Below are 22,649 nucleotides of genomic sequence, written 5' to 3'. Positions count from 1 at the left end.
CCTTTCTGTGTCTTGCTGTGCCACAAGGTGGCAATTAGAAACTGGTCCTGTTGGATTCGGTGCCATCGATTCTGGCGAAGTACGGGGTGGCATAGCCCGGCTCGATCACGCAGGGCAGGTCTTTCGATGCCCGTCCGTTGCCGTTGACCGTGAAGCTCACATAGTTGTCCGAGAACATGCCGCCGGAGTGGTAGCACTGGGCCAGGTAGGTATGCGTCCCGGGCGCGAAGTTGTACAGCTCCACGTGGTACTTGTAGCAGTCCGGCTGGCAATCCGAGTTCGAGTAGCCGTTGTACAGCGGTCCCTTGGACAGGGTAATCGAACGCGCAGGCTTCGGATTGGTCTTCTCGGTCTTGGACCAGGAGCGCGACTGTCCCGCGTTATCGCTGGCGATGACCTTGATGGTGCGATCGGTGGAGTAGCCAAGGCCGGTCACCTTTTGCGTGCCGTCATTCTTGGTATTGTTTCCGCCGATCTTCACGGTCTGGCTGACCGTGCGGCCATTATCCTCGCCTGCGTTGGTGTTCCAGTTGAAGGTGATCCAGTCATCTCCGTGCGAGGCGGAGATGTTGGCGTTGTCGCGCAACGGGCCGTAGGCGCTTTCCTGGTTGCTGGCCGGGCTCGGCGACGCCGCGCCGGCAGCGTTGAGCGCCCGGACCCGCCAGGTGTGGGCGTTGCCGTTCGATCCGGTGTCAATCACCGCGCCGGGACCGCCAAAGGACTTCCAGGCCCCGCCGTCGGTGGAGTACTGGTATCCGGTGATCTTCGACCCGTTGGATCCCGGAGCCTGGAAGTTCAGCTGCACCATCCGGTAGGCCCCGGTGGCCTTGGCGGCCACCGACGAGATGGTCTTGGGCCGCCCGTAGGGGGTGACCGCAGCCGAAGGCGAACTCTGCGCCGAGGCACCGACCCGGTTGCTCGCGGCAATGGTGAAGGTGTAGGAGCCGGAGGTGCTCAACCCGGTGACGCTCTGGCTGCGCTGGTCGGCCGAGATGGATCCCACGGTCTTGACCAGGGTGCCCGACTTGAACACGCGCAGGGTGTACCCGGTGATCGGTGCACCGTTGTTTCCCGGTGCCGTCCACGCCACGTTGACCACGCCGCCGTCCACCGCGGATTCCTTGCGGGCCGCGGTCGGCGCCGCGGGCTTGAACGGCTTTCCGGCCGGGGTGACGGCCGCAGAGTAGGCGCTGAAGGCCGAGGGCTTTGCGGCCTTGTTCACCGCGCGCACCCGGACTTGGTAGTCGGTGCCGTTTTTCAGGCCCTTCCAGGTGTAGGAGGTGCCGGTGATCCCGGTAACCTGGGTGATCCCGTTGCCAGGGGCCGGGGAGATTTCCAGCGTGTAGCTCTGGATCGCCGACCCGCGGCTGACCGGCGCGGTCCACTTGAAGGCGGCCTGCGTATCACCGCTGGTGCCGGTCGGGGCAGCAGGCTGCTCCGGCTCGACATCCGGGCGCGCATCGGCGGACTGGGCGGAGGCCGGGGATTCGCCGACCGCGTTGGTGGCGGTCACGGTGAAGTTGTACACCTTGTCGTTGGTCAAGCCGGTGATGGTGCAGGTGGTGGTGGCGCACTGCTGGGTGTGCCCGCCGCCGGTGACGGTGTAGTGCGTGATGGCCGAGCCGTTATTGGCGGGCGGATCCCACTGCAGCACGACTTTTTCATCGCCGGTGGATTGCACGCGCGGCAGGCCCGGTGCTTCCGGAGCGCCCTTGACGTTCAGGGTCACGGTCCCGATGACATTGCGGGCCACATCCTCGGTGACATCGCCAATGGTGTATTCCACGCGCATCGTGCCCACGAAGTCGTCCTTCGGGGTGATCGCTACCTTGTCCCCCTTGATCTCGACCTTTCCGGTGTCCTGCAGCGCCCGGGCATTGATCAGGCGCAATGGGCCCTGGTCCGCGTACGGGTTGTGGTCATTGGCCAGGACGTCAACCACTTCGGTTTTGCCCTGTGCCGCATCGGCGACATTATCGGCCACTGCCACCGGCAATTCGCGGTTGGAGCCAGTGACGGTCACCCTCATATTCGCGGCCACCGGCGGGTTCACCCCGTCGCTGACGGTGACCGAGACGGTGCCGCTGGTGCCCTTGGGCGTGGAGGCGTCGGCGCTGACCTTCAGCGTGTGGCCCTCCACCAGCTGGGCTTCGACACCCTGGATGTCCACGCCCCCGAGGGCGAATTTGAGCTTGGGCACATCCTCCTCATTGGCGTCGTTCGCGGCCATGCGCAGATCCAGCAAGGCTGGTTCCTCGCCCTGGCCAACCGAGAGGGAGTTGGACTGCAGGGTCGGGGCGAAATTCTCTTCGTCCGGCTGCTTTTCCTCTTCCTCTTCTTCCTCTTCTTCCTTGCTCTTGCCGTCTTCGCGCTGGTCCTGTTCCTCGTCGCTGTTGTTCTGCCCCGGAGCCGGGGTGACGTTGATCGGCACGGTGAGCTTGGATGTCAAGCCCTTCTCGTCATCCGGTCCCGAGCCGTCGGTCACTTCGAAGCTCACGGTGGCTGAGCCGTCGAAGTCCACCGGTGCGCGGAAGTTGAGCTCCGTGGCGGAGGAGACCAGCGCGCCATCGTTCTCCGGCATGGAGGTCACCGATTCCTCGGTGGTCAGTCGCGGGCTGCGTCCTTCGCGGACCAGCACCAGGTCCTCGAGCTTCAGCGGCAGGTTCTTGCCGGCCTGGACCTGCAGGTTCAGGCCGCTGCGCAGGATCGGGCGGGCGCCAGCGGTACCGGGCACGTGGACGAATGCGGTCGAGGTCAAGCCATCTGCGTCTTCCAGGGAGTAGGCGATGACCTGCGGGTTTTCACCGGCGGTGACCGCCAGCCCCTCATCGGTCACGCGGGCGCTGTCGGGGTTATCGGGCAGGGACACTTCCAGCTCATCGGCACTGCCATCGGGGTCCTCGTCATTGCGCAGGATGTCAACGGTGATTTCGTCGTTGCTGATGACCTGTTCCAGGGACACCCGGTCATCGCGCGCGATCGGAGCCAGCAGCTGGGCCTGGGGATCGGATTTGATGCTCAGGGTTCCCGCTGCGGTGCCGCCGCGTCCATCGGAAATCATGTACCGCACCGAAATGCTGCCGTCCTCTCGCGGCGAGGTCAGGATCACCCGGCCGTCGGCGACGCTCACGTCGGCCCCGGATTCGGTGGAGACTTCACTCATCAGGGCGATGGGGTCCCCATCCGGGTCGGTGTCATTGTCCATCACGTCCACGGCGACCGGGCGGTTGGGACGCACGGTGAGGAAGTCGTTGACCGCCACCGGGGAGTTGTTGGTTTCGGCCAGCGGCGCGACGCCGATCTTGATGGTTCCGGTGGCGCGGGCGCCGAGGCGGTCCTCGACGACATAGCTGAATTCATCGGTCCCCGAAGCATCGGGGTTCGCGGTGTAGTCGATGGAGCCGTCGCGGATCTTCGCGGTGCCCAGGCGCGGCGCATCACCGAATTGCACGAGCGAGACGGAGTCTCCATCGGGGTCGATATCCTCGATGGGCACCTGCACGTTGGTGCTGGAGCCGGCGAAGACCCGGCCGGTGACCGGTTCCGGATTCGGCGGGCTGTTCTTTTCCAGGTCGCTGGCCGCAGCGGCGGGCTGGATATTAAAGGTGACGGTGGCGCTGGTTTCCTGGCCGTCGGGGCCGGCCACGGTGTACACGGCGGAGACCTGCTTGGCCTTGCCGCCGAAGTCGCCGGCGCGGAAGCGGATGGTCTCATCGGCCACCGAGATGATGGAGCCTTCGCCCAGGCCGTCGGTTTCCTCCAGCTTCGGGCGCAGGGTGAGTTCCGCGCCGTTGGGGTGGACGTCGTTTTCCAGGACCTTGACCGTGGCCACGTCGTTCTCGCGCACGGTGACGGTATCCGGGTTGGCCTGTGGCGGGTCCATGCGCGGCGGGGCGGGGATCGGGATGACGCGGATGGATCCGGTGGCTTCGCGGCTGCCGTTGGAGACGGTATAGCTGATGGTGGTCGGGTCACTCAGGCCGCGCACGTCGGTGATGCGCACGAAGGTGTTGCGCTCGATGCTCGTGGAGAATGGCTTGTCGGTGGCGCTTTGCACGCCGGTGGCCACCAGCACCCCGCCGGCCGGGTCGGAGTCGTTGCCCAGCACGTTCACCAGCACGTCCTGGCCTGCCGGGAGCAGGGCCACATCGCGCACGGCGATCGGGTCGGCGGCCTGCTCTTCAGGCTTCTTCACATCGATCCGGGCCAGGCCCGGAGCGCTGGCCGGGCCGTTGGTGGCCATATATTCCACGTAGTAGGTTCCGGCGCGTTCGGCCTTGACGGTAACGGTTCCGGTTTGGGCGTTGCTGGCCAATTCCAGTCCGGCCACATCATCCACGCCGGCCAGGCGCAGTCCGTCGCCGGTCGGGTCGGTGTCGTTCTCCAGCGGGCTGAAGCTGGCCGATTCGCCGATGTTCGTGACCACGTGGTCGGTGGCGGTGACCGGCTTGATGGTCGATTCGGCCATGACCTCCACCAGCACGCGGCCTTTGGTCCCCTCCCTGCCGTCGGAGACCTGGATGGCGACTTCCTTCTGCCCCAGCTTCTTCCCGTCGTCCTGGAAGGTCATGGTGCCATCGGGCTGGACGCGGATCACGTCGTCGCCGTCGGAGGTTCCGCCGAGCAGGCGCAGGTCATCGCCTTCCGCGTCGGTCCAGTCGGTGAGCAGGTTCTGGCTGACCGATTCGCCCTGCTGCACGCGCAGGACGGTGGTGCGCTGCTGTTCGGGGGCCTTGTTGCTGTCTTCGCCAACCACATTGAGCTTGACGGTGGCGGTGTCCTGTCCGCCGCGGCCGTCCTTGGTGGTGTAGTTGAAGCTGGCCGATCCCTTGGCGTCCTCGGGGACCACGATCTGGAAGCCGGTGCCGTCATGGACCGGCTGGATGGAGCCCAGCGACGGCGAAGCTCCTTCCACGGCTGCTGTGAGCAGGTCGCCGTCCGGGTCCACGTCGTTGTAGAGCACCGGCAGCAAAGTGGTGCGTCCGGGGCGGATGGAGTACTGGTCGTCTTCCGCGATGGGCTTCTTGTTCTCCTCGGTGCGGTTAGGCAGCTCGATGGCGTCGGTGATCTCCTTGGTTTCTTCCTCCTTGGCTTCGCCTTCACCGGCCGGAGGCTCCAGATCGCTCCAGTTGCTGACGATTTCCATGCCTTCGTTGGCCAGCCAGACCTGGCCGGAGTGCACGTCGTTGAGGACCACGACGTCACGGTTGACGCGGAAGGCCAGTTCAGCGCCCTCGGTCATTTCCGGGATGAGGGTGCTTTGGTTGCCGGATGGGTCATCGCAGTATCGCAGGTACTCGCCGCTGGTCTGCCAGGCGGCGTAGGTGCACGAACCAACTCGCACCGGGGCGATGGGTGTGCCCGCGGTGTCGACCTGTTCGTAGTTGGTGTCCTTGCCCGAAAGCGACACCGTGGCCAGCGATTGGTCCAGGGCGATGGCGACATTTCCGGAGTCCGGTCCTGGGGCCTGGATCCGGGCGTTGGCCGCGTTGTCCACGGTGGCCTTGCCGCCCTTGGACGTGACCAGCTCGCCGCTGGCTTCGTCGAAGACCACGGCGGTTTTTCCCACTGCGGAAAGCTGCGGCTTCTTCATGGACGCCAGCTCTGAGATTTCCAATTTCTCGCCGGCGACGGCCGTGCCGTCGTTGTCCAAGGTGAAGCTGGAAAGGGTGCCGGCGGCATAATCTGCCGCCCAAATGGTGTCGTCGGTACCCACCACGGCTCCGACGTCGCCTTCGGAGTCGATCAGGGGTTCAGCGCCTTCGCCTTTGAAGTCGCCGATATGCTCGAGGGCGCTGGCTTGAACGGTGCCATGTTCTGCATCGGTAACGGCGACAACGGATGACCCGAAGGAGAAGGAGGAGTTCGCTGGCAGGTTGTTGTCGCCGGCGAATTGCACCATGGAGGGGTCGATGGTGGTCAGTGAGGCCTGCTCCAGATTGCGGACCATCACGTTTTCTTCGTGCTGCACCAGATCGTAGCTGGCCAGCGGCGTAGCTACGCCACCATCGATCGTGCGCGACTGGTAATTGACGTGGCCGATCTTGCCTTCGGACTGGTTGACCACCCAGACGCCGCCATCGTTGAGTTCAACGTCAGCGGTTTCGAATCCGGGGTAGATAATGGCCCCGGTGACGGCGAGGGCGGCAGCCACCGGTATGGCAGTTGCTTTGAAACCGGTGCTTTTCAACATGCCGGTCCAACCGGATGAGGCAGTTCTGGCCATTAAAGGTCATTCCTTGAATTGCTGGTACGAGTGCGCGCCGGCTAATGACTTTTAGTCACCAGATGCATAGTCAACGCCCACCAATTCTATCGATGCGATAAAAAGCGCGCCATGGTGACTTCTCCCCATGCGGGTGAATAGGCCGTTCGCTCACGAAATATCTTAACGGAACCTGCGGAGATCGAGGTTGCGGGGTTGAATGGCGAAACTCTTCAACAAATCTTTCATATCAACTATTCTTAGCTACATGACATCTCCCGCACCGCACCGCGAACCATCTGCGATCGACCAGATCGCCGAGGAGTTCTATCGCAAGAGCCTGGAGCTCACCCCCGAATGGGGAGTATCCCTGGGCCTTCCCGGTTATGAATCCGCCTATGGCGATTACTCGCCCGCCGGCACTACCGGGCACATCCGGCTCCTGAGCGACACCCTCTCTTCCCTGGCCAATGCCGCGCCCGTTGATGCCGTGGACGAGGTGACGCTCGATGCGATGACCGAGCGCCTCGGCCTGGAACTGGAGATTCTTTTTGCCGGGCGCACGGAACTGAACAACATTGCCAGCCCGGCCCAGGAGATCCGTTCGATCTTCGATCTCATGCCCCAGGACAGCGCCGCGGATTTCGCCTTCATCGCCCAGCGCCTGGAAAACCTGCCCGCAGCCATCGACGGCTATATCGCCTCCCTGCGCGATTCGGCGGCCAACTCGATGATGCCCGCCAAACGGCAGGTGCGGATAGTTGCCGGACAATCGATCGACTACGCCAAGGACGGCGGATTCTTCGATCAGCTCGCCGCCTCAGGCAGCGCCATCGATTCCGCTGCGGCTGAACGCCTGGAACGCGGTGCCGATGGCGCAAAATCCGCTTATCGCAAGCTGGCCGAATACCTCGAAACCGAGCTCCTGGAACAAGCGCCAGAGCAGGATGCCGTAGGGCGTGAATACTATTCGCTGATGTCCCGCCGATTCCTGGGCGCAACCATCGACCTGGAGGAAACCTACGCGTGGGGCGTCGCCGAACTTGATGCCATCATCGCCGAGCAGCAGCGCGTCGCCCAGCAGATCAAGCCGGGCTCGACCATCGACGAGGCGAAGCGCGTCCTGAACGAGGATCCAGCGCGCAAGCTCAACGGGACCGATGCCTTGCGCGAATGGATGCAGGGCAAAGCCGATCAGGCGATCGCGGACTTGTCAGGCAAGCACTTCGACATCCCGGCACCGATGGATCGCATTGAATGCATGATCGCGCCGACCCAGGATGGCGGGGTGTACTACACCGGGCCTTCCGAGGACTTCACCCGGCCCGGGCGCATGTGGTGGTCGGTGCCGCCAGGCGAGGACCAGTTCACCACGTGGGCGGAACTGACCACGGTGTACCACGAGGGCGTGCCCGGGCATCACCTGCAAATCGGCACGGCGCAGATGCAAGCGGCGACCCTGAACAGCTGGCGCCGGCTCATGTGCTGGGTTTCCGGCCAGGGCGAAGGCTGGGCCCTGTATTCGGAGCGCCTCATGCACCAACTGGGCTACCTTGATGATCCCGGCGACTACATGGGCATGCTCGATGCGCAGCGCCTTCGCGCGGCCCGGATCGTTTTTGATATCGGCGTGCACCTCGGATTGCCGGTGCCACCGCAGTGGGGCAAGGGCACTTGGGATGCGGAGAAGGGATACGAGTTCCTGGAGCGGAACCTCGATCTGTCCCAGGGGCAGCTGGACTTCGAGTACAACCGCTACCTGGGCTGGCCCGGCCAAGCGCCGTCCTACAAGATCGGCCAGCGGCTGTGGGAGCAGATCCGCGATGAATACGCTGCCGCCGAGGGCGCTGCCTTCTCGCTCAAGGATTTCCACACCGCGGCCTTGCAGCTGGGCTCGGTGGGATTGGATACCCTCAAGCGCGCGCTGCTGAATTAGCCTGCTGAACAAGCCGGGCCCCACGGGCCCGGCTTGTTCATCCCTTGTAGCTGGAAATCTGGATCAGGTTGCCGCAGGTGTCATCGAAGGTTGCCACGGTCACCGGGCCAGTCTCGGTGGGACCCTGCGTGAATTCAACGCCCCATCCAGTCAACCTCTCGTACTCTGCTTGCACGTCGTCCACCGCAAAAGACGTGACAGGAATTCCGTCGGCCTTCAGCGCCTCACGATATGGCCCAACAGCCCGATGGGCAGCGGGCTCCAGCAGTAGCTCCGGCCCAGTTTCATCGTCGGGCGCTACAAGGGTCAACCAGCTGTAGGGTCCAACAGGCACGTCCTGCTTGATCCTGAAACCCAAAATCTCGGTGTAGAACTTTTTGGCCTTTGTCTGGTCATCAACGAAGACACTGGTGATATATACGCGCATTGAGAGTGATCCTTCGGTTTGATCGGCACTTTCATCGCCCGGTGCCACAGTACGACGCGAGCTTGCATCCAACTCTTCCATACCGCTGCCCCGAATCAAGGGGCGGCAGACTGCAGATTCGATATTTCGGCCTCGTGGGACCCACCGCTCAGCGGCGGCCTCCGGTTCTTGGTGCAAGAGTGCCGCCAGCTTGCCGTGAAGCTCCTGCCATAGGGGGCTCCGAGATTCCAGCTGGATGGCCAAACCGAAGAGCGATCATCGGCGCCGCAGGCGATGTGCAGATGACTGGATGTGACCAGTGATTGCGGAGTATCACCGGATTCATGCGCCACTTCACACTATTTGGGTGTTCAAAAACACAATGCAGGCATATTCGTCATTTTGCGTCATCTCGACTGCGCCCGGCGGTGAGAACCGACCTAGCCTTGAAAGCATGTCAAACGCCGCACCTTCATCTAAACTCCCTCGTTGGATGACCAGCTTCGGGCCGCAGATCATTGCGGCCCTCATCGCAGGTCTCATCCTGGGACTCATCGCCAAGTACACCGGCAGCACGGCCGACGAGCCTAACGGCCTGGGCCGCGCCCTGTCGATCATCGGCTCCAGCTACGTATCACTGCTTCGCACAGCGGTCATCCCGCTGATCTTCTTCGCGGTGGTCGCTTCCATCGCCAACCTCTCCAAGGTCACCAATGCCGCCCGCCTGGCATGGCAGACCTTGCTCTGGTTCGGAATTACCGCGCTGGTGTCCGTCACCATCGGCATGATCCTGGGCGTGGTGTTCCAGCCAGGTGCAAACACCGGGCAGGAAGCTCCTGCAGGCTATGACGGCAAGACCGGCGACTGGCTTGGCTTCCTGACCGGCCTGATCCCATCGAACTTCTTGGGACTCGGCGCCAGCACGTCCATTGACGAGGGAGCGGCCAGCACTTCGATCAGCTTCAATGTGCTGCAGATTCTCGTGATCGCCATCGCCGTCGGCGTGGCAGCGCTGAAGGTCGGCAAGGCTGCCGAGCCATTCCTGGCATTCTCGGCTTCGGCTCTGGCCATCATCCAGAAGGTGCTGTGGTGGATCATCCGCGTTGCGCCAATCGGCACCGTCGGCCTGATCGGCAACGCTGTGGCAACCTACGGCTGGGACACCATTGGTGCCTTGGGCAAGTTCACCGTAGCGATCTACGTGGGCCTGGCCTTGGTGCTCTTTGCCCTCTACCCGGTCCTGGTGCGCAGCCACGGCCTGTCGATCAAGCAGTACTTCTCCGGGGTCTGGCCAGCGGTCCAGCTGGGCTTCGTATCCCGCTCTTCGATTGGCACCCTGCCACTGACCCAGCGTGTGACCGAGCGGAACCTCGGCGTGCCTTCGGGCTACGCTTCATTCGCTGTGCCTCTGGGCGCGACCACGAAGATGGATGGCTGTGCGGCGATCTACCCTGCGGTTTCCGCCGTCTTTGTCGCCCAGTTCTTCAACATTGACCTGACCCTCACCGACTACATCCTGATCGCGATCGTTTCGGTGCTCGGTTCGGCAGCCACCGCCGGCACCACCGGCGCGGTGGTCATGCTGACGCTGACGCTGTCCACCCTGGGCCTGCCGCTTGCCGGCGTTGGCCTGCTGATGGCTGTTGATCCGATCATCGACATGGGCCGCACCGCGGTGAACGTTGCTGGCCAGGCACTGGTTCCAACCATTGTGGCCAAGCGCGAAGGCATACTGGATCTTGATATGTACAACGCTCCACGCAACGGCAACCCGTTTGCCGATGAGTCCGTGGCCGAAGGCGAAGCCATCGCGGAACCTGCATCCGTGAAATAGCACCGATCGCTGAAATTGGCGTCCGAGCAAGATTGCTCGGACGCCAATTACCTTTAAGGATCCAAAAGTGAATACTGGAGAACTGCGCCAACTTGCACAGCGTGCAAGTTTGCACGTAGTGTAAGTATGTGACTTCCCTGAGTACCGGCACGCGCCGAGAACAAAATAAACGAGCCACCAAGCAGGCCATCGTCGACGCCGTCGCGCAGTTATTGCGCCAGGGTGCCGACACTGCGCTCACGGCAAATCAAATCGCTGATGCCGCCGGGATTTCACGGCGCACCCTGTTCAACTATTTCCCCACAGTGGACGCCATCTATTCCTATCCCCTGCATCAGGTCCTGGACACGATGGTCGAATCCATGGGCGAGACCGCCGACTCCGTGCCCCTGCTGGACTCCATCATCAAGGCGCTCAAATCCGATGAAGTCGCTGAGCAGCTGGGACAGGTGGCCCATTTCGGCGCCTACGTCATCGGCAACGAGCCCAATGGCTGCATTACAGCGAATATGAACGAATGGCAGCAGGCCACCGCCGATGTCCTCGACAAATTCGGCCGCCGCTACCCCCACGCCGACAGCTTCTCCATCCGCGTCCTGACTCATGCCCTCCTAGGGGCAGGCCAAGCCGCCTTCGATGAGTGGATGGAACACATCCCGGCCCAGCAAAACCAGAACATGGATATCTCGCCAGAACTCATTGCCACCTTCCACACCCTGGTGACCAAGGCAATGCACACCCTGGAACAAGGCTTCAACCACTTCCCGCTGAACAGCACTAGCACTTCGAAGGACATCTAAGCTCATGGCATCAATCCTTTACCGCCTGGCACGATGGGCTCACCGCCACCGCATGCGCGTCATCTCGATGTGGCTCGCTGCCTTTATCTTCATTGGTGTTTGCGCCAGCTTGTTCATGGGGCAGCTCTCGAATACCTTCACGCTCCCGGGAACTGAAACCCAGCGCACCCTGGACCGCATGAAACAGGAATTGCCGGATCTTGCCGGCGGTTCCGGTTCCATCGTGTTCCGCGAGAGCACCGACAAGCCGCTGAGCGAAGGACAGCAGAAGTCCATCACCGAAGCGCTGGAACAGCTCTCCTTGCATCCTCAGGTTGTGGACGCGATGAGCCCCTTCGATCTGCAGAAGCAGCTTGACGAGGCCCAGCCGGAGATCGATAAAAACGAGAAGAAGCTGGTGGATGGCCAGAAGAAACTCGACGACGCCAAGAAGCAGATCGCTGATGGCAAGGTACAGCTCGAAGACGGCCGCGAGGACCTGACCGATGGCTGGGCCCAGTACTTTGATGGCGAAAAGAAAATCAAGGACGCTCAGCCGCAAATCGATGCCGGCGAGAAGAAGCTGGCCGACAGCCGCGCGCAGCTGGAGGCTGGCCAGAAGAAGCTTGATTCGGGAGCGGCCCAGCTGGCCGCGGGCGAAGCCAAGTACAACGACGGCCTGGCAAAGTACAAGTCCGGCAAGAGCACTTACGAATCCGGCCAGGCACAGTACGATGCCGGCGAGAAGAAGCTCGACGCTGCTCAGAAGGAAATCACTTCCGGCGAACAGCAGTACACGTCGGGAATGCAGCAGCTTCTTGGCGGTTCTTCACGCTCGGAATTCGAATCCACGCTTGCCTCCGGCAAGGCCGAAGCCACTGCCGGCCTGGAAGAAGCCGAGGAAGGATTGGCCCAGGCCAAGGCCGGGCTGGCTGAAGCAGAAGCCGCCATTGCGCAGCTGAACTCGCAGATCGAATCCACCGAGCAGGCACTGGCACAGGCTCAAGCCGACGGCGACGAGGAAGCCGTTAATGACTACACTAAAACCCTGAACCGCTTCAAGGCCGGTTTGGCCCAGGCACAGCAGGGCAAGACCGCGGCTGAGGCCGGAATCTCGAAGGCCCAGGCAGGCAAGGAGCAGGCCACCGCCGCGCTGGCGAAGATCGCCCAGGGCGAGGACGGCCTGAAGCAGCTCGATGCCGCGCGCACGAAGCTCGATGCTGGCCAAGCCCAGGTGGATGCCGGACGCAAGGAACTGAAGGCGAACAGCAGCAAGCTCAGCGCCGCGAAAACCCAGCTGGCCGATGCGAAGAAGCAGCTCGATGAAGCAAAGTCGCAGATTGACGCCAACAAGGCGAAGCTGGCTGAGGGCCAGGCCGAGTTGGATGCCGGACGCGCCCAGCTGAATGCAGGCCAGAAGGAATTCGACCAGAAGAAGGCCGAGTTCCTGAAGGGCAAGGCTGATCTGGCCGAGGCCAAGGAGAAGCTCGAATCCGGCGAGAAGACCCTCAAGGAGAAATCCGCCGAACTTGAGCAGGCCGAAAAGGATGTTGAAAAGGGCCAGAAGGAACTTGAAGCTGGCCACGCAGAATTGCAGTTCGCTGCCCGCCAGGTGGGCGCCAACTCGGACATGCGTTTTGTCTCCGAGGATCGTAGCACCGCGGTCTCGCAGGTAAGTTTCAAGATCCAGACTGATGCGTTGACCCCTGCTGATCGCGAGCAGATCAAGGCCATCGCCGCGGGCCCCCAGGCCAATGGCGTGGAGGTCCTGTTCTCCAAAGAAATCATGCAGGACATGTCCCAGGTCTTCGGATCATCGGAAATCATCGGCGTGGTCATCGCCGCGATCGTCCTGATCATCATGCTTGGCACATTGATTGCCGCAGGCCTGCCATTGCTCTTGGCGGTACTGGGTGTCGGCGCCGGCGTCGGCACCACCATGGCCTTCTCCTCGGTGATCGACATGGCCTCGATTACCCCGGCACTGGCCCTCATGCTGGGCCTTGCGGTGGGTATCGACTATGCGCTGTTCATCATCCATCGACACCGCACGCAGATGCTGGCCGGCATGGAGGTAGGCGAATCGATCGCGCGCTCCGTGGGCACCAACGGCAACGCTGTGGTTTTCGCCGGCTTGACAGTGATCATCGCGCTGGCAGCGCTGGCCGTTCCAGGACTCCCGTTCCTGACGGTGCTGGGGCTATCGGCGGCTTTCACCGTGCTCTGCTCGGTTCTGCTGAACATCACCTTGCTGCCCGCCTTGCTCTCCCTAGCTGGCAATCGCCTGGTTTCCCAGCGCGCCCGCCGCAAGGCCGCGGCCAAGGCGGAGAATCCGGAAATCAAGGAGCCGTTCTCGGCACGCTGGGTTCGCATGGTGACCAAGGTGGCCGTGCCAGTCACGTTGCTGGTGGTCATCGTCCTGGGCGCTATTGCGTTGCCGGCAACCCAGATGCGCACCGCCCTGCCCGATGGCAGCGCGGAACCCGCCGATTCGCAGGCCTTCCAAGCCTTCGAGCAGACCAGCGACAAGTTCGGCGCCGGATACAACGGCCCGTTGCTGGTCCTGGCTGACCTGCCAGAAGAGCTCACCAAGCGCCAGGCCGAATCCAAGGCGTTGGACGTGGCCGATAAGCTGCGCGAATATGACGGTGTTGTGGCCGCGATTCCGGTCGCCTTGACCGACAACCACCGGCTCTCGGCCATCCAGGTCATTCCGACCGATGGCCCGTCGTCGGAACAGACCGAAGCACTGGTCCATCAGCTGCGTGGCGACTACGCGGAATTCTCCGCAGCCACCGGAGCGGATATCGCGGTCACCGGACAGGTTGCCGCCCAGATCGACGTCTCCGAGAAGGTGACCGCGGCACTGGTTCCGTACCTGAGCATCGTGGTTGGCCTGTCGCTGATCCTGCTGTTGCTGGTCTTCCGCTCCGTCGTGGTTCCACTGCTTGCCACCGGTGGCTTCCTGTTGTCCTTGGCGGCGGCCTTCGGCGCTAGCGTCATGGTCTACCAGTTCGGCTGGTTCTCCAGCTTCTTCGACGTCAATGTCCCTGGCCCGTTGCTCAGCTTCCTGCCGATCCTGCTGACCGGCATCCTCTTCGGCCTGGCCATGGACTACCAGGTCTTCCTCGTCTCGGCGATGCGCGAGCGCTACGCCCACGGCGAGCCTGCCAAGGATGCGGTGCGTTCGGGCTTCTCCATGGCCGCTCCTGTGGTGACCGCCGCGGCGCTGATCATGATTTCGGTCTTTGCCGGATTCGTCTTCTCGCATTTGGCGATGATCCGCCCGCTGGGCTTCGCTCTGGCCTTCGGCGTGCTCTTCGATGCCTTCATCATCCGCATGACATTGATTCCAGCAGTAATGCATCTGCTTGGCGACAAGGCCTGGTACCTGCCCAGGTGGCTGGATAGAATTCTTCCGGACGTTGATGTGGAAGGGTCGAAGTTGAACGAGCTGCTTGATTCCGAGGAATCAATCGCAGACGATGACTACGATCAGGATTACACCAAGGAGAACGCCACCGTATGAGCACGCAGCCTCGACCTTCCGCCCGGCTAGTTCTGGCCTCCGCGTCATGGGGACGCAAGAAAGTGCTCACCGATGCGGGCCTGGAATTCACGACCCAGGTTTCGGCGGTGGATGAGGATGCGGTGCTCGCCCGGGCGGTAGCCCAGCACGGCGAGCAGTCCCCTGCGCAAACCGCGCAGCTATTGGCTCGGGCGAAGGCCGAGGAGGTCGCCAGCGGCCAGCACCCTGCGGGGACCCTGGTGCTCGGTTGCGATTCGGTCTTCGAGCTCGACGGTGCCGCCTACGGCAAGCCGCATACCGAGCAGGTGGCCAGGGAACGCTGGCAGCAGCTCAGCGGAGCCACCGGCGTGCTGCATTCGGGCCATTGGCTCATCGACACGCAGCAGCCGGAAGAGCCGGTCGGCAAGGTGTCCTCCGCTGTGGTCCACTTCTCGACGGTCAGCGATGCAGAGATCGAAGCCTATGTCGCCAGCGGTGAACCGCTGCCTTGCGCCGGGGCATTCACCATCGATGGCTTGGCAGCCTCATTCATTGAATCCATCGAAGGGAACTTCCAGAACGTGGTGGGCTTGGATGTCTTCGTTCTCCGGAAGCTGCTGGCTGAACTCGGAGTAGGGATCGTGGATCTCTGGAAGTAGTCGCGGGATGCGCGCCTGGAAACACCGTTTCTAGGCGCGTATTTCTTTGCTCGCTTTGGGCGCCTGGCAGTCGTATCCTACCTGCCTCATCTGCTGGGTTTTGCACGTGTGGCACTGCAGGTACTGGACGATTCCGGTCGAGGTGTGGTGGCTTGATCGGGTCTGCCAGCTGTGTTCATGTTCGCTGGCGGGAACTGCGTGGCTGGCCATGGCGATGTTCTTTGAAGTGGTCATGGCTTCAGCATGATGTAATGTCCTTATGCAACTCAACCCTTACGGTGAATATGCGGTGCTGCTGGCTGCTTCCCTGGCCAACCGCTGGCCCGAGGATCGCGGGAATATTGAGCAACGCACCAGGGATGCGGGGATGACCATGCCCTTCCCTTGGCACCCCGACGACCATGAGCAGACGCGCCGGGTCATCGACGACTGGTTGCGCATCGTTGATGCCACCTCCGATGAGCACCGCGCCGAACTACTCAATGAGCAGATGGCCCGTGCCGCGGCCTACCCGCGCATGGTGGATCATGATGGCGAAGGCTGGCACTTGCACTATCGCGATAACGGGCAGAGCCTGCCGCAGGTCCTGCGGTCGGTGATCGCGGTGGGCACTGCCCTGCATTTGACCACTCGCGGAATGCATCGGTTGCGCCGCTGCGAGGCCGAACCGTGCAGGCAAGTGGTAGTGGACGTGACGCGCAATGGACGGCAACGCTACTGCTCGGTGCGCTGCGCCAACCGCGCGGCGGTGCGGCGCCACCGAAGTCGGCAGTCCTAGCAGCAAGGCGTCCGCGATGTTCTCGTGGGTGCGGCTCCAGGCAGACTCCTCCAGCGCTGCAGCATCCGCATCTTCGCGCACCAGCATCATTTTGAAGGACGGGATCTTCACCTCGACAGCGATCGCCGAGCCACCGGCGACTGCGCAGCCGGCGACGCTGTGCAGTACGGAATCCTCCTCGAATCCGCAGAGGCAAGCGGCCTGCTGGTGGGTCGAGGCCACGACAAAATACCTGGCGCCCTCATGCGAGGCCAGTGGCCGCACCGACTGCTCTTCGAGGCCTTCGAGCGGCCCGCTGTCCCCTGGCCATTGATCTCCCTCGACCGCCGGATTAGCCCAGGGCGGCAATCCCCGCGGATGGCGAGCAAGCGGTGATAGCCATATCAGCCCGGCCATGGCCAATGGAACGGCCTGAGCATTCGACGTTTCCCTTTCAGATCCTGGGCTTGAAGGTTGCTCCAACCCCAATACGGACTGCGCTGGGGCGCTAGAGCCACTCAGTGAGGAGCGCTAGCACGAATATTTTGTAGGATTCCTCCAAACTTTTCAGGCAAACACCCGGGTTTGACCGTTTAACTACATATAGTTCCCACAAAAACGATAGGCTCCTAGATGAGAAACCCTATTTTTGAAGACAAGGTTCATGATGAATCAATTGACGAAGGTGCTTATCGCCAACCGCGGCGAGATTGCCGTGCGCATTATCCGGGCCGCACGCGATGAAGGAATCGAGTCCGTAGCGGTCTACGCTGACTCCGACCGCGATGCACTGCATGTGCGCCTGGCTGACGAGGCCTACGCGCTGGGTGGCACTACCGCAGCCGAGTCGTACCTTCGCATTGAGAAAATCCTGGACGCCGCCGAGCGATCCGGCGCTGATGCCATCCACCCGGGCTACGGCTTCCTTTCGGAAAACGCAGAATTCGCCCAGGCCGTGATCGACGCTGGCCTGACCTGGATCGGCCCTTCGCCGGATTCCATCGACCAGCTCGGCGACAAGGTCAAGGCCCGCCACATTGCCGAAAAGGTTGGCGCCCCGCTGGTGCCGGGCACCAAGGATCCGGTGGCTTCGGCTGATGAGGTCTATGCCTTCGCCGATGAGCACGGTCTGCCACTGGCCATCAAGGCCGCCTACGGCGGCGGCGGACGCGGCATCAAGGTCGTGCGCAACCGCGAGGAAATCGGCGAGCTCTACGACTCCGCAGTTCGCGAGGCAGTGGCCGCCTTCGGCCGCGGTGAATGCTTCATCGAGCGCTTCCTGGACGCGCCACGCCACGTGGAAACCCAGTGCCTGGCCGATGCCCACGGCAATGTCGTGGTCGTCTCCACCCGCGACTGCTCGCTGCAGCGCCGCAACCAGAAGCTGGTCGAGGAAGCTCCGGCTCCATTCCTGAGCGAAGAGCAGACCACCCGCCTGTACGAGGCATCCAAGGCGATCCTGCGCGAAGCAAAGTACACGGGCGCTGGCACCTGCGAGTTCCTGGTAGGCCAGGACGGCGTGATCTCCTTCCTCGAAGTCAACACCCGCCTGCAGGTCGAGCACCCGGTTTCCGAGGAAGTCACCGGACTGGATCTTGTCCGCGAGCAGTTCCGCATCGCTCGCGGCGAGGAACTCGGATATGGCGACCCGGAAGTCCGCGGCCACTCCTTCGAATTCCGCATCAACGGCGAGGACGCCGGCCGCAACTTCATGCCGACCCCAGGCACCATCACCAAGATGGCCCTGCCTTCCGGCCCTGGCGTCCGCGTTGACTCCGGCATCGAGCAGGGAGAAAGCGTCTCGGGGAACTTCGACTCGATGATCTCCAAGCTGATCATCACCGGCAGCACCCGCGAGGTCGCCGCCGCGCGTGCCCGCCGCGCCTTGGAAGAATTCCAGATCGAAGGCATGGCCACCGTTCTGCCATTCCACCGCGCCGTGATGAGCGACCCGGCCTTCGTTCCTGCCGAGGGGACTTTCAAGGTCCACACCCGTTGGATCGAAACCGAGTTCAAGACCGCCATCGAGCCCCACCCGATGCCGGGCGCGGAGGCTGAGGACGAGGAGAACGAGCGCACCAGCGTGACCGTTGAGGTTGATGGCAAGCGCCTGGAGGTGACCCTGCCCTCCTCGCTGGGATCGGTGTCCGCCAACGGCGCGGAGCGCGCGGCAGGCAAGAAGAAGCGCAAGACCAGCCGCAAGGCCGCTGCCGGAACCAGCGCCAACAGCGCTGAGCTGCGTTCGCCCATGCAGGGCACCATCGTGAAGGTGGCTGTGGCCAATGGCGCTGAAGTGTCCGAGGGCGACCTGGTTGTTGTGCTCGAAGCCATGAAGATGGAACAGCCGATCACCGCGCACCGCGCCGGTGTGGTCAACGGCCTGGAAGTTGCTCCGGGCGAAACCTTGTCCTCCGGTGCCGTCATCGCGACCATCGACGACGCCAGCTAGGACTGTCCTTAAAGGCCCTGAGGGGTCCTGCCGCGCAGAATCGCGGCAGGGCCCCTCAGGGCCTTTTTCTAGCTAAGGCAAATCCGCAGGTTCGCGGCTATTGCCGGGCGAGCCAGTCGGTGAAGGTCTCCTGGCCCAGCCGTGCCGAGGTGTCCGGCAGGATTCCGCCCTGGCGCATGGCTTTGCCCATCGCCCCGGGAACCGGGACCTCGATGATCTTCGGGGACTTCCCCTGGTGCTGGAGATACTGCGCGAAGAGCTCTGGCATATTCTCTTCTTTCGGGCCGGCAAGATCCTGCACCAGACCTTGGGCAGGGGCCAGCGCCAGATCTATCAGCGCGTCAGCAACCTCGGATCCGGCAATGGGCTGTAGCCGCATCTTTGGTGCCATCTGCACCGGGCCGGCGCCCAGCCGGTTGATATTCTGCCCGACAAATTCATGGAATTGGGTGGCGCGCAGGATCGTGTAGCCGTCCTGGAGGATCTGGAGCATGCGTTCCTGGGCCGCCTTCCCGGCGTAGTATCCGGAGTCGATGCGGGCCGCACCGACAATGGACAGCGCCACGTGGTTCTCCACGCCTGCCTCTCGGCCGACGCGAATGAGGTTGGCGGTGGATTGGGTGAAGTAGCGCATGGCAGCCGAGGCACTCGTCGTGGACGAGCCGGAAACATCGATGACCGCTTGGCAGTCAACCAGCCATTGCTTCACCGAGTGGAAGTTGGTCAGGTCGCAACCGGCAGATCGCGCGAGCACCACCGGCTCGTGGCCCAGTGCCGCGAGCTTCTCCACGATCTGGCGTCCCAGGACTCCGGTGCCTCCGGCAACTGCAATGCGCATGACTACTCCCCCTGCGAAAGATTTCGGTTACCTGCCCATAGTGGCACACATATTCCTTGATGCAACGGGCAAAGGCCGGGCAGCCCATCATCCAAGGATGGGCTGCCCGGCCTTTGCGCTTCGAAAAGTTCGGCTTATTCGACGAATTCTTCCATGTCGATATCCGAGGTATCGCGGGTCATGAACAGTGCCACCAGGGTCAGCACTGCGCCCAGGGCGAGGTAGAGCCCGACGCCCAAGGTGTTGCCGTTGCCGGCCTTCCACAGCGCCACAGCGACGAAGGATGCTGGTGCCGCACCGATCACCGAGGACAGGTTGTAGGCTACGGCCGAGCCGGTGTAGCGCACGTTCGAAGGGAACAGCTCAGGCAAGTAGGCGGCCATCGGACCGAAGGTCGAACCCATCAGGGTGAAGCCGATGATCAGACCGGCCATGGCAGCGCCCTGGCCCGGACCGAAGAAGAGAGTCCACGCCAGCCCGAAGACCAGGATGCCGGAGGTGACCCAGATCAGGAACTTGCGGCGGCCGAACTTCTCAGCCAATGGGCCGGAAACGACGGTGAAGATGCCGAAGAAGACAACACCGATGATCAGCATGGTCAGGAAGGTCGGGCGTTCAATGCCCAGGCCCGGGACGAAGCCGGCAGCGTCAAAGGTCTTTCCCTTGGCTTCGGCCGCCGCGGTAGCCTGCTCCACGCTGGCTGGCTGGGTGCCGTAGGTCAAAGTGAAGGAGGTCATCAGGTAGAACAGCACATAGGTAGCCAGCATGATGAAGGTACCGGCCAGGGTTGGGCGCCAGTGCTTCTTCATGGTCACCGCGAATGGCGACTTTACAACCTTCTTCTGATCCAGGACCTTCTGGAAGGAAGCGGATTCAACCAGCTTCAGGCGTACCCACAAGCCGATGATGACCATCACTGCGGAGAAGAAGAACGGAATGCGCCAGCCCCATGCCTGGAACTGCTCGGCAGTGGTCCAGGTCTGCAGTGCGACGAACATCAGATTGGCAATGATGAAGCCGATAGGAGCGCCCAGCTGCGGGAAAGTCCCGTAGATGGCGCGCTTGTTCTTTGGAGCGTTCTCGGTGGCCAGCAGCGCAGCGCCGGACCACTCGCCACCCAAGGCCAGGCCCTGGGCGAAGCGCAGCAGCACCAGAGCGGTTGGTGCCAGCACCGTCCAGCTGCCGGCCGCCGGTGGCAGGAAGCCGATGAGGAAGGTCGCAATACCCATCAGCAGCAGCGAGGCAACCAGGGTTCCCTTGCGGCCCAGCTTGTCGCCGTAGTGGCCGAACACGATCGAGCCGAGCGGGCGAGCCACGAAGGCCACACCGAAAATCGCGAACGAGGAAAGGATCGCGTTGATTGCGGTGGCGTTCGGGAAGAACAGGGCCGGGAATACGAGAACCGACGCGGTGGCGTAGGCGTAGAAATCAAAGAATTCGACCGTAGTGCCGATCATGCTGGCAAACAGCACGCGTCCGCGTGAGTTTTCCTTTGGCACCACCGTCTGGTTAGCCTGCGACATTGAGGCTGCTCCTTAGGGTGAAAGTACGAGTGAATCGTTCATTTGCGAATGTCACAATCTTAAACCTCAATGCCCAGTATTCGGATATTGATGTCCACTATTTGGACATCATTAGGCCATCAACCAGCTGCCAGCAGGTCATTTGCCATCTAACTAGCGGGAATACGCCAGTTCACATAATGAGACGTGACTAGTCCACAAAGGAATCCCACTTATACCAAAAGGCGGATCGAATGTGAACTCCATCACTATATTTCACCAACGGGCAGTTAATAAAGCAACGGCGGCATCTGGCATGAAATGCCGATGCCGCCGTTGCTGACAAGCGATAGCTAGCTGTGCCGATGCAGACGGCGTGCGGCCTCTGCCAGTGAGCCAGACAGCGATGGGTACACGGTGAAGGTCTCAGCGACGTCATCCACGTGCAGGCCGTTCTGGACGGCCAAGGCCAGTGAGTAGATCAGCTCGCTGGCACGTGGCGCAACCACCACGCCGCCGATGACGGTGCCCGAGCCCTTGCGCGAAACGATCTTCACGAAACCATGCTCCACGTTCATCATCTTCGCGCGGGCATTCGCGTTCAGATCAACCTTGATGATGTTCGCCTGGTACTTGCCCTCGGCCACAGCACGCTGAGTGACACCGACAGTGGCGATTTCAGGAGAGGTGAAGACGTTGGAAGCCACCAGATCAAGATTCAGCGGCTTCACCGAGTCTCCGAGCAGGTGGGCTACGGCAATACGGCCCTGCATCGCGGCCACCGAGGCGAGCGCGAAGACGCCGGTGCAGTCACCGGTGGCGTAGATATTGGTAGCGGTAGTACGGGATACGCCGTCGACCCTGATATGGCCGGATTCGGTGAGCTGCACGCCAGCTTCTTCCAAGCCGAGGTTGGCGGTATTCGGAATGCCGCCGACGGCCACCAGGCAGTGGCTGCCTTCCAGCACGCGGCCGTCAGCCAAGGTGACAAAGACCTTGTCGCCCTTGCGCTCCACGCCTTCTGCGCGGGCCTGGGACACGACGTTCACGCCGTTTTCCTTGAACGCGTCTTCCAGCACGCCAGCTGCATCAGCATCCTCGCCGGGAAGAACACGGTCGCGCGAAGACACCAGGGTGACCTTGGCGCCGAGCAGGTTGTAGGCCGAAGCGAACTCTGCACCGGTAACACCGGAACCAACAACGATCAGGTGCTCCGGCACCTCGTTCATGTTGTAGATCTGAGTCCAGTTGAAAATGCGTTCGCCGTCCGGCTTCGCGGAAGGCAGCTCTCGCGGGTGCGCGCCAACAGCGATCAGAATGGCATCGGCATCAATGGTCTGCTCCGAGCCGTCCGGGTGGGAGACCGCCACCGTGTGCTGGTCAAGCAGGCGGCCTTCGCCGATGACAATGCGAACCCCGTTGCGCTCCAAGCCGGTACGGATATCCGAGGACTGCTCCTTGGCAAGGTCCAGCAGGCGGTGGTTGACTACCGAGAAGTCGGTCACTGCGGAGTCCAGTCCATCAACGTGGACGCCGAAAGCCTCGGCCTGCTTCACGCGGCGCACGGCGTCGGCGGTAGCGATCAGAGTCTTGGACGGCACGACATCGGTCAGCACTGCTGAGCCGCCCATGCCGGAACGTTCCACAATGGTGACATTGGCGCCCAGCTGGGCCGCCCCCATGGCAGCTTCATAGCCACCCGGTCCGCCACCGAGGATAACTAAACGGGTTGCTTCATTCGTACGATCTGCGCTCACGGTTTCTATTGTTCACCAT

General features: G+C 62.5%; 14 protein-coding genes. 8 read left to right on the top strand and 6 right to left on the bottom strand.

What is annotated here, in order from left to right:
* Positions 1-34 precede the first annotated feature (34 nt).
* Positions 35-6,226, bottom strand: coding sequence for an Ig-like domain-containing protein (locus tag OF385_RS04065; RefSeq protein WP_264277100.1), 6,192 nt, complete (start codon positions 6,224-6,226; stop codon positions 35-37).
* Between the two features lie 247 nt (positions 6,227-6,473).
* Between OF385_RS04065 and OF385_RS04060 the strand changes: the two genes are divergently transcribed.
* A complete protein-coding gene (locus OF385_RS04060; RefSeq protein WP_264277099.1) occupies positions 6,474-8,141 on the top strand; it encodes a DUF885 domain-containing protein in 1,668 nt (555 codons plus the stop codon).
* 37 nt (positions 8,142-8,178) lie between these two features.
* On the opposite strand, the gene OF385_RS04055 is transcribed toward OF385_RS04060, so the two are convergent.
* Complete coding sequence (locus OF385_RS04055) at positions 8,179-8,568, bottom strand: VOC family protein (RefSeq protein WP_264277098.1); 390 nt, start codon at positions 8,566-8,568, stop codon at positions 8,179-8,181.
* 433 nt (positions 8,569-9,001) lie between these two features.
* On the opposite strand from OF385_RS04055, the gene OF385_RS04050 reads away from it, so the two are divergent.
* The 4 genes from OF385_RS04050 to OF385_RS04035 all read left to right on the top strand — a co-directional run bounded on the left by OF385_RS04050 (position 9,002) and on the right by OF385_RS04035 (position 15,327).
* Complete coding sequence (locus OF385_RS04050) at positions 9,002-10,381, top strand: dicarboxylate/amino acid:cation symporter (RefSeq protein WP_264277097.1); 1,380 nt, start codon at positions 9,002-9,004, stop codon at positions 10,379-10,381.
* Between the two features lie 128 nt (positions 10,382-10,509).
* Entirely contained in the window at positions 10,510-11,181 is a 672-nt protein-coding gene (locus tag OF385_RS04045) for a TetR/AcrR family transcriptional regulator (RefSeq protein WP_264277096.1), read from the top strand.
* 4 nt (positions 11,182-11,185) lie between these two features.
* Positions 11,186-14,689: an MMPL family transporter gene (locus OF385_RS04040; RefSeq protein WP_264277095.1), complete on the top strand. Its 3,504-nt coding sequence runs from the start codon at positions 11,186-11,188 to the stop codon at positions 14,687-14,689.
* Entirely contained in the window at positions 14,686-15,327 is a 642-nt protein-coding gene (locus tag OF385_RS04035) for a Maf family protein (protein ID WP_264277094.1), read from the top strand. The genes OF385_RS04040 and OF385_RS04035 overlap by 4 nt, the downstream gene beginning before the upstream one ends.
* A gap of 30 nt (positions 15,328-15,357) precedes the next feature.
* Here the strand turns inward: OF385_RS04035 and OF385_RS04030 are convergent, their stop codons facing one another.
* Positions 15,358-15,561, bottom strand: a complete 204-nt coding sequence (locus tag OF385_RS04030; protein WP_264277093.1) for a hypothetical protein — start codon at positions 15,559-15,561, stop codon at positions 15,358-15,360.
* A gap of 25 nt (positions 15,562-15,586) precedes the next feature.
* Between OF385_RS04030 and OF385_RS04025 the strand changes: the two genes are divergently transcribed.
* The 3 genes from OF385_RS04025 (at position 15,587) to OF385_RS04015 (ending at position 18,533) form a co-directional block, all read left to right on the top strand.
* A complete protein-coding gene (locus tag OF385_RS04025) occupies positions 15,587-16,105 on the top strand; it encodes a CGNR zinc finger domain-containing protein (RefSeq protein ID WP_264277092.1) in 519 nt (172 codons plus the stop codon).
* Between the two features lie 16 nt (positions 16,106-16,121).
* A complete protein-coding gene (locus tag OF385_RS04020; RefSeq protein WP_264277091.1) occupies positions 16,122-16,418 on the top strand; it encodes a hypothetical protein in 297 nt (98 codons plus the stop codon).
* A gap of 333 nt (positions 16,419-16,751) precedes the next feature.
* Entirely contained in the window at positions 16,752-18,533 is a 1,782-nt protein-coding gene (locus OF385_RS04015) for an acetyl/propionyl/methylcrotonyl-CoA carboxylase subunit alpha (RefSeq protein WP_264277853.1), read from the top strand.
* Positions 18,534-18,630: 97 nt separating this feature from the next.
* Here OF385_RS04015 and OF385_RS04010 read toward each other — a convergent pair whose 3' ends face one another.
* The 3 genes from OF385_RS04010 to OF385_RS04000 form a co-directional block, all read right to left on the bottom strand.
* Positions 18,631-19,371 carry an SDR family oxidoreductase gene (locus OF385_RS04010; RefSeq protein ID WP_264277090.1) on the bottom strand — a complete coding sequence of 247 codons (741 nt, stop codon included), beginning with the start codon at positions 19,369-19,371 and terminating at the stop codon, positions 18,631-18,633.
* Positions 19,372-19,505: 134 nt separating this feature from the next.
* Complete coding sequence (locus tag OF385_RS04005) at positions 19,506-20,894, bottom strand: MFS transporter (RefSeq protein ID WP_264277089.1); 1,389 nt, start codon at positions 20,892-20,894, stop codon at positions 19,506-19,508.
* 332 nt (positions 20,895-21,226) lie between these two features.
* Positions 21,227-22,555, bottom strand: coding sequence for an NAD(P)H-quinone dehydrogenase (locus OF385_RS04000; RefSeq protein ID WP_264277852.1), 1,329 nt, complete (start codon positions 22,553-22,555; stop codon positions 21,227-21,229).
* Positions 22,556-22,649 lie beyond the last annotated feature (94 nt).

It is taken from the genome of Glutamicibacter sp. JL.03c, assembly GCF_025854375.1.
Classification (GTDB): domain Bacteria; phylum Actinomycetota; class Actinomycetes; order Actinomycetales; family Micrococcaceae; genus Glutamicibacter.
Note: the sequence above shows the minus strand (reverse complement) of the source record. Positions and strands in the feature narration are given on the sequence as shown.